Origin of the sequence: Paenibacillus glycanilyticus NBRC 16618 (genome assembly GCF_004000805.1) — a bacterium.
Classification (GTDB): Bacteria; Bacillota; Bacilli; order Paenibacillales; family Paenibacillaceae; genus Pristimantibacillus; species Pristimantibacillus glycanilyticus.
In genome coordinates this window covers 12,834-25,268 of record NZ_BILY01000011.1, presented here as the reverse complement: position 1 = coordinate 25,268, position 12,435 = coordinate 12,834, and the positions used below count along the sequence as shown (strand labels likewise).

General features: G+C 51.2%; 11 protein-coding genes. All 11 read left to right on the top strand.

Features of this window, described 5'->3' with window-relative positions; genetic code table 11:
* Window positions 1–63 precede the first annotated feature (63 nt).
* The 11 genes from PGL01S_RS10960 to ureG all read left to right on the top strand — a co-directional run bounded on the left by PGL01S_RS10960 (window position 64) and on the right by ureG (window position 12,433).
* The gene (locus PGL01S_RS10960; protein WP_164775441.1) at window positions 64–1,716 is read left to right on the top strand and encodes a response regulator; all 1,653 of its coding nucleotides are present in this window, start codon (window positions 64–66) and stop codon (window positions 1,714–1,716) included.
* The gene (locus tag PGL01S_RS10955) at window positions 1,713–3,473 is read left to right on the top strand and encodes a cache domain-containing sensor histidine kinase (protein ID WP_127494450.1); all 1,761 of its coding nucleotides are present in this window, start codon (window positions 1,713–1,715) and stop codon (window positions 3,471–3,473) included. Before PGL01S_RS10960 ends, PGL01S_RS10955 begins: the two co-directional genes overlap by 4 nt.
* Entirely contained in the window at window positions 3,470–4,453 is a 984-nt protein-coding gene (locus PGL01S_RS10950) for a substrate-binding domain-containing protein (RefSeq protein WP_127494448.1), read from the top strand. Before PGL01S_RS10955 ends, PGL01S_RS10950 begins: the two co-directional genes overlap by 4 nt.
* Window positions 4,454–4,594: 141 nt before the next feature.
* Window positions 4,595–5,611, top strand: a complete 1,017-nt coding sequence (locus tag PGL01S_RS10945) for a galactose ABC transporter substrate-binding protein (protein WP_127494446.1) — start codon at window positions 4,595–4,597, stop codon at window positions 5,609–5,611.
* Window positions 5,612–5,748: 137 nt separating this feature from the next.
* Window positions 5,749–7,266 (top strand): sugar ABC transporter ATP-binding protein, encoded by a 1,518-nt coding sequence (locus PGL01S_RS10940; protein ID WP_127494444.1) that lies wholly within the window; start codon window positions 5,749–5,751, stop codon window positions 7,264–7,266.
* Window positions 7,267–7,297: 31 nt separating this feature from the next.
* The gene (gene mglC, locus PGL01S_RS10935) at window positions 7,298–8,314 is read left to right on the top strand and encodes a galactose/methyl galactoside ABC transporter permease MglC (RefSeq protein WP_127494442.1); all 1,017 of its coding nucleotides are present in this window, start codon (window positions 7,298–7,300) and stop codon (window positions 8,312–8,314) included.
* Between the two features lie 258 nt (window positions 8,315–8,572).
* On the top strand, window positions 8,573–8,878 hold the full coding sequence (locus tag PGL01S_RS10930) for an urease subunit gamma (protein WP_127494440.1): 306 nt from the start codon (window positions 8,573–8,575) through the stop codon (window positions 8,876–8,878).
* A 27-nt stretch (window positions 8,879–8,905) separates the two neighbouring features.
* A complete protein-coding gene (locus PGL01S_RS10925) occupies window positions 8,906–9,274 on the top strand; it encodes an urease subunit beta (RefSeq protein WP_127494438.1) in 369 nt (122 codons plus the stop codon).
* Window positions 9,271–10,983, top strand: a complete 1,713-nt coding sequence (gene ureC / locus PGL01S_RS10920) for an urease subunit alpha (RefSeq protein ID WP_127494436.1) — start codon at window positions 9,271–9,273, stop codon at window positions 10,981–10,983. The genes PGL01S_RS10925 and ureC overlap by 4 nt, the downstream gene beginning before the upstream one ends.
* A 17-nt stretch (window positions 10,984–11,000) precedes the next feature.
* Entirely contained in the window at window positions 11,001–11,693 is a 693-nt protein-coding gene (locus tag PGL01S_RS10915) for an urease accessory protein UreF (protein WP_127494434.1), read from the top strand.
* A gap of 26 nt (window positions 11,694–11,719) precedes the next feature.
* The gene (gene ureG / locus PGL01S_RS10910; protein ID WP_127494432.1) at window positions 11,720–12,433 is read left to right on the top strand and encodes an urease accessory protein UreG; all 714 of its coding nucleotides are present in this window, start codon (window positions 11,720–11,722) and stop codon (window positions 12,431–12,433) included.
* Window positions 12,434–12,435: the final 2 nt, after the last annotated feature.

Sequence of the window (12,435 nt, the reverse complement as noted above, 5' to 3'; positions counted from 1 at the left end):
TGTTATCGTCTTTTTATTTGTGGCAAAATGAGTACTGGTTTGATGAAGGGAGAAACAGACATCATGTATAAATTGCTGCTCGTTGATGACGAACCGGAAGTAACGGAAGGTCTAATGATGGAGATTGACTGGGAGAGCTGCGGCTTCTCCGAGGTTAGAACCGCCGGGAACGGGAAAGAAGCGATAGAGCTTATAGAAAAAATGGAGCCGGATGTGCTCATTACCGATATTAGCATGCCCTATATGAACGGCCTCGAGCTTGCCGATTGGGTGAAAAAAATGTATCCGATTACCCGCGTCGTCATTCTGACGGGGCATGACGAATTCGAATATGCCAAGCAGGCCATTAATTTGCAAGTGGAAAACTACCTGCTGAAACCTTTTTCGGGGAGCCAATTGACTGAAACGGTGCTTCAAGTGAAGCAGAGGATGGATGAAGAAAGGGAGATGCGGAACAACGTCGAGCTTCTGCGGGAGCATTACCGCATGACCTTGCCGATTGTCCGGGAAAAATTCCTTTCTTCCTTGATTACCCGCCATCAGTCGTTAGCAAGCATCCGAGAGAAAGCGGAGAAATACGGAATGGAGCTGGACGGAGAAGGTTATGTCGTATCGGTGATCTCCGTTCTTCATTCGGACAAGCCGGAGGAGGAGCTTGATCCTCTTCATGCCGTCTCCTCCATAAAGGACCTTGATCTGAAATTATTCTCCATTGCGAACATTGCGGGTGAGATTTGGACAAGACATAAGCTGGGCAAAGTATTTATCCACCAGGATCAGGTTGTCCTGTTTACGGTTAGTCCGGATGGCCGGGACGATGAAGTGATGGAAGCGACCCAGGATGTACTGAAGGAAATTTTGCAGAGCATCGAAAGATTTCTGAAGCTCCCCGTCATGATTGGAGTCGGGACGTTCACTCGGGATATCCGCAGCCTGAAGTATTCGTATGAGGCGGCAGAGGTGGCGCTTGATTACCGCAGAATTCTCGGGATTAATCAAATTATTTGCATCGACGATATGGAAGAGCGCGTGCAGGAGAAGCTGATCTTTGACGAATGGAAAGAACAGAACCTGGTCCGGTCCATCAAGGTGGGAACGGAGCAGGAGCTGGCCGATGTCATCGATGAGCTGTTTGACGATCTCTCGCGCGTGCAGGCGCCGGTACCGGTGCATAACTTCGAGCATTATTTGCTCGAGATGGTAACGGCTATTATCAAGCTGTCCAAAATGATCGACGACGGCAAAGACAACGACCCTATCTTTGCGGTGGGCATATTGGATCAATATCAGAAGCTGAATACGCTTAATGAAACCAAAGCCTGGTTCACCGATCTTTGCGGCAAAGTAAGAAGCCGAATTGCGAGCCGGAGGCAGCATTCGTACAAGCATATCGTAGAGGAAGCGATTCAATTCACGAGAAGCCATTTCAACGACCGTGAGCTCTCGATAAACGTTGTCTGCGCGCATCTTCATATTAGCACGGGCTATTTCAGCAGCTTGTTCAAGAAGGAAGTGAAGATGACCTACGGCGCATACCTGCTGCAGCTGCGCATGGAAGCGGCGAAGGAATATCTAAGAACGACGGAGCTGAAAACCTTCGAGATCGCGGAGAAGGTTGGCTTTGCCGATCCGAACTATTTCAGTCTTTGCTTTAAGAAGTACGCGGGAGTATCCGCCAAGGAATACCGCAGCGGCTTAGCGGAGTCGTCCAGATGAAAAACGGGAATAGCAGAAGCATTCAATACATTTTATCGGTCTCCCTCATCCTGTTCTCGGTCTTTATTATCGTTGTCGTAAGCACGGTGCTGTACAGCCGGTTTGCCACAACGGCGGAGGAGAACGCCTTCCGCAATTCCCAGCAGATTGTCGACCAGGTCAGCTACAGCCTGGAAAATAACGTGCAGGCGACATCTGATCTATTCAACATGATGTACCACACGATTACGCAAAGCGGCGACGTGGACTCGCAGAGTCTCCACCGCCAGCTGGCGACGATGATGTCTACCCGCGCGGATACGGTATCCCTTGCTTTGTTCGATGACAAAGGGCAGCTTGTCATGGACCTGCCCGACGTTACGATGAAGAGCGCTCTGGACGTCACAACGGAAAGCTGGTTCCAAAGCGCGCTGGATACGCCCAACCATTTGTCCATCTCGCTGCCGCATGTGCAAAATCTGTATAAGGAGCAGTTCAGATGGGTCGTTTCGCTTAGCAAGAGTATTACGATGATTCATAACGGCAAGCCGATCCAAGGCGTTCTGCTGCTTGACGTTAACTTCAACACGATAGACGAGCTGTCCGACAGAGTTAGTCTCGGCGAGAAAGGTTATGTCTACATTCTGGATGAGTCGGCGGGCAATATTGTTTATCACCCCCAGCTGCAGCTTATTTATGCCGGATTGAAAAACGAGAACGTTGAGCTCGCGCTCAAACATACGTATGGCAGCTTTATCGACAAAACCTCCAGCGCTACCAAAATCATCAGTGTTCAGACAATCGGCAACGTAGGCTGGAAGGTTGTAGGCGTGTCCTACAAGGATGAAGCCATGACTTCCATTTCGGAGCTGAACAGATCCATGTTTCAGCTCCTTCTTGCATTAATTCTGATTGTTGTGCTGCTCACGAGCATCGTCTCGCGGCGGATATCCAAGCCCATCAAGCAGCTTGAGCTGTCCATGAAAAATGTGGAGCACGGCAACTTTGAACAGACGGCCGTTGGCGAAGGTCCGCTTGAAGTCCGGCAGCTGGCCGACCGGTTTAACATCATGATTGGCACGATCAAGAAGCTGATGAGGCAGATCGTGACGGAGCAGGAAAGCAAACGCACCTATGAGCTTGAGGCTTTGCAAGCCCAGATTAATCCACATTTTCTATACAATACGCTTAATTCGGTTGTTCGCATGGTAGGGATGAACAAGAACGAAGAAGTGACCACGATGATCACTTCTTTATCGAAGCTGTTCCGGATTAGTCTCGGCAAAGGGAAAAGCGTCATTGCAATCGCCGATGAGCTTGAGCATGCCCGGAATTACCTCGTTATTCAGCAAATGAGGTTTAAGAACAAATTTGATTTTTCCATTGAGGCCGAAGACGCCGTCTTGCGTTACGCCACTCTGAAGCTAATCGTTCAACCGCTTATCGAGAACGCTCTTGTCCACGGCATCGAGCCTTCGGTAGACAAAGGCCAAATACGGGTGTCTGCCAAGCTCGATGGCCAGGATATCGTTATTGAAGTAAGTGATAACGGTCTTGGCATGAGCGAGGAGCGGCTGAAGCAGGTCAATGCCGGCCATGTGACCAGCTCCAAGGGCTCGGGAGTAGGCGTGATGAACGTACAGGAACGGATTCGGTTATTTTACGGTCAGGCTTACGGCCTGCATTTCGAAAGCGAGCTTGAGGAAGGAACAACCGTTACGGTTCGATTCCCGGCTATGGAACTGAAGCAGGCGGAAGGGAGGGAGCAGGGAGAATGAACCGGAGACAACGGATGATTGCTAGTATATTACTCGCCGTGACAGCCCTCGTTCTGCTTATTTCCGCTTTCAACCCTGGAATTCTGGAACGGAAACAGAAACCTTCGGATATAACGATTCAAGTTATTTTGCGTTCAAGCGAAGGTGATTACTGGCAAAATGTCATGCTTGGCGCCCAGGCGGCGGTTAAGGAATTCGGCATTACGATGTACACGACCGCTTCTTACGATGAAACGGATGCCGACGGGCAGATGCAAGCCGCTAGGCAGGCGCTTGCAACAAAACCCGATGCGATCGTGCTTGCCGCCAGCGATGACGAGATTTTCGCTCCGTTCCTGAAGGAAGCCGCAGAGCGGCATATACCGGTTATTGCCATCGACAGCGTGCTTACTTCGGGGAAGACGAGATCGTATATCGGCATGGATAACTACGAGGCAGGCGGGCAAGCACTCCGCGAATTGGCGGATCAGCTCGGAAGGCAAGGTGATATCGCCATTATCGCCCATGCAGCCGGGGGGATTAACGGCAGGCTAAGAGCCCAAGGCATTCTTGATGCTGCCTCCAGATACCCGAATATCCGTATCGTTGACCAGGTGACATGCGGCGGCGAACAAGATATTTGCAGCCAGACGGTAGCAGAGGAGCTGCGTAAGCGGCACCTCGACGGCATTATCGCTTTAAATACGGAAGCTTCGATTGGCACTGCCATGGAGCTGAGGAACGAGCAGGCGGGGAATCGGGTTAAGCTTGTCGGCTTTGACAGCTCGCCGGAGCTGCTGGAGCTGCTGCAGGAGAATCAGCTGCAAAAGCTTATCGTGCAAAACCCTTTCAGTATGGGGTACCTCGGAATGAAATATGCAATGGAAGCCGCGCTTGGTCATAAAGTCCCGTCCCGGGTCGAAATTCAGAACAAGCTGATCGACAAGAAAAACATGTTCTGGAAGGATAACCAGAAGCTTCTATTCCCTGTCGTTCAGTGATTAGAAACTGATGAGAATATTAATAAAAAAGATGAGAATATTAGATTCGAATCCATTTCAAATTTCGACATAATAAGGATGCAGCAAGCAAGCAATACGGCAAGCTCGCATTACTTAATTCACTCGGGGGGTATTACAGAGATGAAAAAATGGACAGTGGCTCTCGTAGCGGGAGCAATGGCACTTACGGCAGCAGGTTGCTCGAACTCGAATAACGGCGGCACCGGCGGCGGAAGCCTTCCTAAAACGGGCGTAGCGATTTACAAATTTGACGATACATTTATGAGCGGCGTGCGGAACTCGATCAGCAAAGCAGCTGAGGGTAACGTTAAGGTCGATATCGTTGACAGCCAAAACTCCCAGCCGACTCAAAACGATAAAGTTGACTTGTTCATCACGAAAAAAGTAAAAGCAATGGCGATTAACCCGGTTGACCGTACGGCAGCGGGCGTTATTATCGACAAAGCTCAAAAAGCCGACATTCCAGTCGTGTTCATTAACCGCGAACCGCTTGCCGACGACCTTGCAAAATGGGACAAAGCGTTCTTCGTAGGCGCAAAAGCGGAAGAGTCCGGCACAATGGAAGGCGAAATCATCGCCGACTACTGGAAGTCGCATCCTGAAGCGGACAAAAACGGCGACGGCGTTCTGCAATACGTCATGCTGAAGGGCGAACCGGGTCACCAAGACGCTGAGCTTCGCACGAAGTTCTCCGTTCAAGCGATCGAAGATGCAGGCATCAAGGTTCAAAAGCTGGCTGAAGATACGGCAATGTGGGACCGCGTTAAAGGTCAAGAGAAAATGGCAGCCTTCCTTGGTTCCCATGGCGACAAGATCGAAGCGGTTATCGCAAACAATGATGACATGGCACTCGGCGCAATCGAAGCTCTGAAAGCGGCAGGCTACTTCAAAGGCGACAAGAAAATGCCGGTTGTAGGCGTTGACGCAACGGACCCTGCAATGCAAGCCCTGAAAGACGGCACGATGCTTGGTACGGTTCTGAACGATGCCGACAACCAAGGTAAAGCTACGGTTATGCTGATGAAGGTTCTGGCAGCAGGCGAAACTCCTACCAAAGAAAACACGGGCTACGACATCACTGATGGCAAATACGTTTGGATTCCTTACCAAAAAGTAACGCAAGAGTCCGCTAAGTAATTGCATAGACACTAACAAGCTTCAGAAAAATAAAAATAACGAAACGAAAACAGGGAGCGACAACCGCACTTCCGTCGCCCCCTGTTTTTTTGTACCTTGCTTCTTGGATGGGAGCCGGATTAAAGGAGGCTATATTAATGGCAGAGCAGCATCCTTATTTGCTTGAGATGAACAATATTACGAAGACGTTCCCTGGCGTTAAAGCGCTTGACAACGTAACGCTGAAGGTTCGGCCGGGTACGGTTCACGCCTTGATGGGCGAGAACGGCGCGGGCAAATCAACGCTGATGAAATGCTTGTTCGGGATTTATCATCCGGACGCGGGCGAGATTTTCCTCAATGGACAAAAAGCAGATATCAAAAACTCGAAGGACGCCTTGAACAGCGGCGTATCCATGATTCACCAGGAGCTTCATCCGGTGCCTCAGCGCAGCGTAATGGAGAACATTTGGCTTGGCAGATTTCCGATGACGGGCGTTCGTCCGTTACGGTTTATTGACCATAAAAAGATGTACAAAGACACAGTCGCATTGTTTGAAGATTTGAACATGGACATTGATCCGAACCAGCTTGTCGGCGAATTGTCGGTGTCCAAAATTCAATCGCTTGAAATTGCGAAAGCCGTGTCGTTCAACTCGAGAGTTATCGTTATGGACGAGCCTACTTCTTCCTTGACGGGCAACGAGGTTGAGCATTTATTCGCGATTATTAACAAGCTGCGTGCACGCGGCGTAGCCATCATTTATATTTCGCACAAAATGGAAGAGATTTTGCGTATTTCCGATGACGTAACGATCATGCGCGACGGTAAATACATCGGAACTTGGGAATCCAAGGAGCTGACGATCGACATGATCATCCAGCGCATGGTAGGCCGCGATCTGTCGGAGCGTTTCCCGGAACGCACGAACGTGCCGGGAGAGGTAATGCTCAAGGTGGAGAACCTCACTTCCATACTCCCTCATTCTTTCAAAGACGTATCCTTTGAGCTTCGCAAAGGCGAAATTCTCGGGGTTGGCGGCCTTGTCGGCGCTCAGCGTACCGAATTGATCGAAGCCTTGTTTGGACTTCGTTCCGTGAAATCCGGTGTGATCTACAAAGACGGCAAGCCAATTACGATCAAATCTCCGATCGATGCGAAAAAGCATAAAATCGCGCTTCTGACGGAGGAACGCCGCGTAACAGGTATTTTCCCGGTGCTCAACATCACCGAGAATACGGCGATCGCCAACCTGGGTCTGTACAGAGGACCTTTTGGCTTCTTGAATGAATCGAAAATGCGCGTTGAAGCGAAGAAAGGCGTCGAGAAGTTCAGAACCAAGACGCCGTCGGTCAACCAGCTGATCCGCAACCTGTCTGGCGGTAACCAGCAGAAGGTGCTTCTCGCACGCTGGCTGCTGACGGATCCGGACATTCTGCTCCTGGACGAGCCGACCCGCGGTATCGATATCGGCGCCAAATATGAGATTTACCAGATCATTATCGAGCTTGCGAAGCAAGGAAAGAGCATCATTATGATTTCGTCTGAAATGCCTGAGCTTATTGGTATGTCGGACCGGATTATGGTTATGTCGGAGGGCCGCGCAACGGGTATCCTCGACGGCAAAGACGCGACAGAACAAAGCATTATGAGGCTGGCCGCTCAGACGGGCTAATGATGAGGATTTGAAGGAGGATTAACAACTCATGGAAGCTACAAAAGGTTCAAGAGCTAGAAGTATATTTTCACAAAACGCGATCTGGATCGTTCTGATCCTTCTTATCGCTGCCATTACGATTATGGACACGAACTTCCTGTCCATTACGACATTCCGGGATATGCTCGTCCAATCGTCGACGCGTCTTATCATCGCTTTAGGCGCAGCGTTTATCCTGATTACGGCGGGAACGGACTTGTCGGCCGGCCGCGTAGTGGGTTTGACGGCGGTTGTATCCGCATCGATGCTGCAAAGCGCGGATTACGCGAACAAGTTTTTCCCGAACCTGCCGCATCTGCCTTTGATTCTTCCGATCCTGATTGCGGTCGTTGTAGGTCTCATTGTCGGCTTGATCAACGGTATAATCGTATCGAAATTTAACGTTCCGCCATTTATCGCAACGCTGGGTACAATGGTTGCCGTATACGGCGCGAACTCCCTGTATTTCGATATGCCGCCTAACCAATCGCAGCCAATCGGCGGTCTTCGCAAAGATTTCAGCGAGCTTGGTACGGGTTCGATCGGCAGCGGTGACTGGTCTCTGCCTTACATCGTATTGATCGCGATCTTCGTAGCGTTTATCGTATGGGTTGTTTTCAACAAGACGACTCTCGGCAAAAACATGTACGCGATCGGCGGCAACATCCAAGCCGCTCACGTATCCGGTATTAATGTAGCGAAATGTCTCATGTGGATCTATGGTATTGCCGGCGCTCTGTACGGTCTGGCAGGCGTTCTGGAAGCAGCGCGTACCGGCGGCGCGACAAACAACTACGGTAACATGTACGAGCTTGATGCGATCGCGGCCTGCGTAGTCGGCGGCGTATCCACAACAGGCGGCGTTGGCCGCGTGAAAGGCGTTATCGCAGGCGTATTGATCTTTACGGTAATCAACTACGGTCTGACTTACATCGGCGTGAGCCCTTACTGGCAGCTGATCATCAAAGGCGCGATCATCGTTGTAGCCGTAGCATTCGACATCCGTAAATATGTAGCGAAAAAATAAGAAATAAGCAAAAATAAAACCCGCGGAAGGGCGCTTGATGAAAGCGAATCTTCCAGCGGGTTTTTTGTTTTATTTATTTTCTACAAATTAACCGTTAATTCGACAAGTTCATGTCATATTTTGGGGAGTTATGTCTGTATGAATGAGGTTATCTATTTGAAATGATCATATTTATGTCATATTACCTAACATAATTCCATTTACTTCAAACTGACAGCTGTCTATAATGAAACTAATACACTTGGGAGAGGTGGTAGCATGCAGCTAACTGAACGCGAGAAGGAGAAGCTTCTAATTACCATTGCGGCCGATTTGGCCAGGAGACGTTTGAACCGGGGAGTTAAGCTGAATTATCCGGAAAGCGTGGCACTTATAACCTCGGAGATTATGGAAGGCGCCCGTGACGGGAAGACCGTAGCGGAATTAATGGAATACGGAACAAAGGTTTTAAAGCGTGAAGACGTCATGACCGGAATTCCGGAAATGATTCACGAGGTCCAAGTGGAGGCGACCTTCCCGGACGGAACCAAGCTGGTTACGATTCACCACCCCATATCCAGCTAAGCTGGCGCGGCCAAGGAGGAAGCTTAAATGATACCGGGAGAATACAGGATTATGCCTGGCTCCATTGTTCTGAATGCCGGACGCCGGACGGTGAAATCGATCGTTGTGAATACGGGCGATCGCCCCGTTCAGGTAGGTTCTCATTTTCATTTTTTTGAAGTAAACCGGGCTTTATCGTTTGACCGCGAAGCGGCCTTTGGCATGAGGCTTCATATTCCTGCCGGTACGGCGATCCGGTTCGAGCCGGGGGAAGAAAAACCGGTTACGCTGGTTGAGCTTGGCGGTTCGAAGCTGTCCTACGGGTTAAACGGACTATCCCAAGGCAAGGCGGAAGCCGGCAAGCTGCCGGAGGAAGTCCGCGCGCGTCTCAACGCATGGGAAGGAGAAGGCGGATGAGCGTCATTGACAGGCATAGATACGCGGCCATGTTTGGACCAACGACAGGGGATGCGGTACGGCTGGCAGATACCGAGCTATGGGCCGAAATCGAGAAGGATTATACCGTTTACGGCGATGAGTGCAAGTTTGGCGGCGGTAAGGTTATCCGTGACGGCATGGGGCAATCAAGCGGCGCTCTTCGGGATGAAGGCGTGCTTGATACTCTTATTACGAATGCCGTTATTATCGATCATTGGGGAGTCGTGAAGGCTGATATCGGGATTAAAAACGGCTTTATTGTCGGGATTGGCAAAGCAGGCAATCCGGATATTATGGACGGGGTTACGCCCGGCATGATAGCTGGCGCAAGTACCGAGGTGATTGCAGGCGAAGGGAAGATCATTACGGCTGGCGGCATAGATGCGCATATTCATTTTATATGTCCCCAACAGATCGAGACGGCTCTCTCTTCCGGCGTCACTACGATGATAGGCGGCGGTACGGGACCGGCGACGGGAACAAACGCAACAACCGTTACCCCGGGCGCCTGGCATATGCGCAGAATGCTGGAAGCTGCGGAGCAGTTTCCGATGAATCTTGGTTTTACGGGCAAAGGGAATGCTTCGTTTACTGCTCCGTTAATCGAGCAGATTGAAGCGGGAGCGATTGGGCTGAAGCTGCATGAAGACTGGGGGACCACTCCGGCGGCCATTGATGCGTGCCTCAAGGCAGCCGATCAATACGACATTCAGGTTGCGATTCATACGGATACGCTGAACGAAGCGGGATTCGTGGAGGATACGCTTAGGGCGATTGGCGGCCGCACGATTCATACATACCACACGGAAGGCGCGGGCGGCGGTCATGCTCCCGATATTATCGTAGCGGCAGGGGAATTGAACGTACTGCCTTCCTCCACCAACCCGACAAGGCCTTTTACGATCAATACCATAGAAGAGCATCTGGATATGCTTATGGTCTGCCATCATCTGGACAGCCGTATACCGGAGGATGTGGCTTTCGCGGATTCCCGGATTCGGCCGGAGACGATAGCGGCGGAAGATATTCTTCATGATATCGGCGTCTTCAGCATGATCAGCTCGGATTCCCAGGCTATGGGGAGAGTTGGCGAGGTGATTATACGGACTTGGCAGACGGCGGATAAAATGAAGCGGCAGCGCGGGCCGCTGTCGCCCGATACCGTAAGCGATAACTTTCGCATCAAGCGTTACGTGGCGAAATATACGATCAACCCGGCCATCACGCATGGCATTTCGCATTTGGTTGGCTCGGTCGAAGTCGGCAAATTCGCGGATCTGGTGCTCTGGCAGCCAATGTTTTTTGGCGTGAAGCCGGATTTGGTGCTGAAGGGCGGCAGTATTGCCTACGCTCAAATGGGCGATCCCAATGCGTCCATTCCAACCCCTCAGCCTGTGTTTGGCCGTCCGATGTTCGCTTCCTTCGGCAAGGCCGTATACGGCAGCTCGATTACGTTTGTCTCGCAGGCGGCGTTTGACAACGGCATTGAACAGAAGCTTGGTCTACAGAAACGGATCGAGCCGGTAAAGGGCTGCCGGTCCGTTACGAAGAAGGATATGATTCATAACGACGCAACGCCTTTGATCGAGGTTGATCCCGAGACCTACAGGGTAACGGTGAATGGGGAGCTTGTGACCTGCGAGCCGGCGAAGTCGCTGCCGATGGCTCAGCGTTACTTTTTATTCTAAGGAAGGGCGGTTAGCTGATGGGTTATTCCGCGGCTTGGCTCGCCATGCAGCAGCTGTTGGACTCTGCCCTGCCAATCGGCGGGTTTTCCCACTCGTTTGGTCTCGAGACGATGGTGCAGGAAGGGCGGATCGTTCAAAGCTCGCAGCTATATGAATATGCTTCGGTTATGATGCGGCAAAGCTGGGCAACCTCGGATGCGATGATCATCCGGGCCGTATACAGGGATGCTCCTCATGACGATTGGAACCGGTTGTTTGCCGTCGAGCGGCTTGTGCATGTGCAGCGGATTGCGGTAGAGACGAGAGTTGGCATGGAGAAGATGGGCCGCCGTCTGCTGCAGCTTGCCGCTGCCATTCATCCTCAGCTTGATTGGTCGTTATTCAATGAAGCTTTGCGGCATAAGAAATGTCAGGCTACCCATCCGCTTGTACACGGTTATATCTGCTGGCGGCTTGGCGTAGAGGAAGAACGGGCTATTCAAGGCTATTTGTACACTTGCGTGGTTACATGCGTGAACAGCGCCCTAAGGCTTATGTCCATCGGGCAGACCGAGGGGCAATCGCTTATTGCAAGGTTGTCGTTAGGAATAGACGAAGCAACGGAGCTGGCCATGTCGATGCAACCCGAGGAGGCGTATTCGAATATGCCGATGGCAGAGCTTGCCATGATCCGGCATGAGGGTTTGTATTCGCGTTTATTTATGTCATAACCATAATGAGAAAGCGGGGAATTGCAATGTGCCAAGGTCAAGGTCATACGCATAAAGAATGGGAGAAGCCGGTTATCGATGGATCGCGTCCGGTTCGGATCGGAATCGGAGGTCCGGTTGGTTCGGGCAAAACCGCGCTGGTGGAGCGGCTGTCGAGGGAGCTTTGCGAGAAATACAGCTTGGCCGTTATTACGAATGATATTTACACCAAGGAAGACGCGAGGATTCTCGTAAATACGGGAGTGCTTCCCGAGGAACGGATTCTAGGAGTAGAGACGGGCGGCTGTCCGCATACGGCTATCCGGGAGGATGCGTCGATGAACTTCGAAGCCATTGAAGAGCTGCAGAGCAGATTCGAGAAGCTGGACCTGATCTTTATCGAGAGCGGCGGCGACAATCTGGCAGCTGCCTTTAGCCCGGAGCTGGTGGATCTCTTCATCTATATTATCGACGTTGCCCAAGGGGAAAAAATTCCGCGCAAAGGCGGCCCTGGCATTATGCGTTCGGATCTGCTTGTGATTAACAAGATCGACCTTGCCCCGTATGTCGGTGCAAGCCTGGAAGTGATGGATGCGGATTCGAAGCGGATGCGGGGCGATCGTCCGTTTGTCTTTTCCAACATGTTTGGCGGCGATGGGGTAGCCGAAATCGTTGGCTGGCTGGAGCATGAGCTTGCGCATGCGAGAGGTGAAGCGCACACCCATATCGTGCAGCTCGGCTCCATGCCTCATAAGCATTAGGA

What these genes read in the sequence shown, in the direction of transcription:
- PGL01S_RS10960 (WP_164775441.1), top strand. Translation starts at nt 64, where the DNA reads ATGTATAAATTGCTGCTCGTTGATGACGAACCGGAAGTAACGGAAGGT.
- PGL01S_RS10955 (WP_127494450.1), top strand. Translation starts at nt 1,713, where the DNA reads ATGAAAAACGGGAATAGCAGAAGCATTCAATACATTTTATCGGTCTCC.
- PGL01S_RS10950 (WP_127494448.1), top strand. Translation starts at nt 3,470, where the DNA reads ATGAACCGGAGACAACGGATGATTGCTAGTATATTACTCGCCGTGACA.
- PGL01S_RS10945 (WP_127494446.1), top strand. Translation starts at nt 4,595, where the DNA reads ATGAAAAAATGGACAGTGGCTCTCGTAGCGGGAGCAATGGCACTTACG.
- PGL01S_RS10940 (WP_127494444.1), top strand. Translation starts at nt 5,749, where the DNA reads ATGGCAGAGCAGCATCCTTATTTGCTTGAGATGAACAATATTACGAAG.
- mglC (WP_127494442.1), top strand. Translation starts at nt 7,298, where the DNA reads ATGGAAGCTACAAAAGGTTCAAGAGCTAGAAGTATATTTTCACAAAAC.
- PGL01S_RS10930 (WP_127494440.1), top strand. Translation starts at nt 8,573, where the DNA reads ATGCAGCTAACTGAACGCGAGAAGGAGAAGCTTCTAATTACCATTGCG.
- PGL01S_RS10925 (WP_127494438.1), top strand. Translation starts at nt 8,906, where the DNA reads ATGATACCGGGAGAATACAGGATTATGCCTGGCTCCATTGTTCTGAAT.
- ureC (WP_127494436.1), top strand. Translation starts at nt 9,271, where the DNA reads ATGAGCGTCATTGACAGGCATAGATACGCGGCCATGTTTGGACCAACG.
- PGL01S_RS10915 (WP_127494434.1), top strand. Translation starts at nt 11,001, where the DNA reads ATGGGTTATTCCGCGGCTTGGCTCGCCATGCAGCAGCTGTTGGACTCT.
- ureG (WP_127494432.1), top strand. Translation starts at nt 11,720, where the DNA reads ATGTGCCAAGGTCAAGGTCATACGCATAAAGAATGGGAGAAGCCGGTT.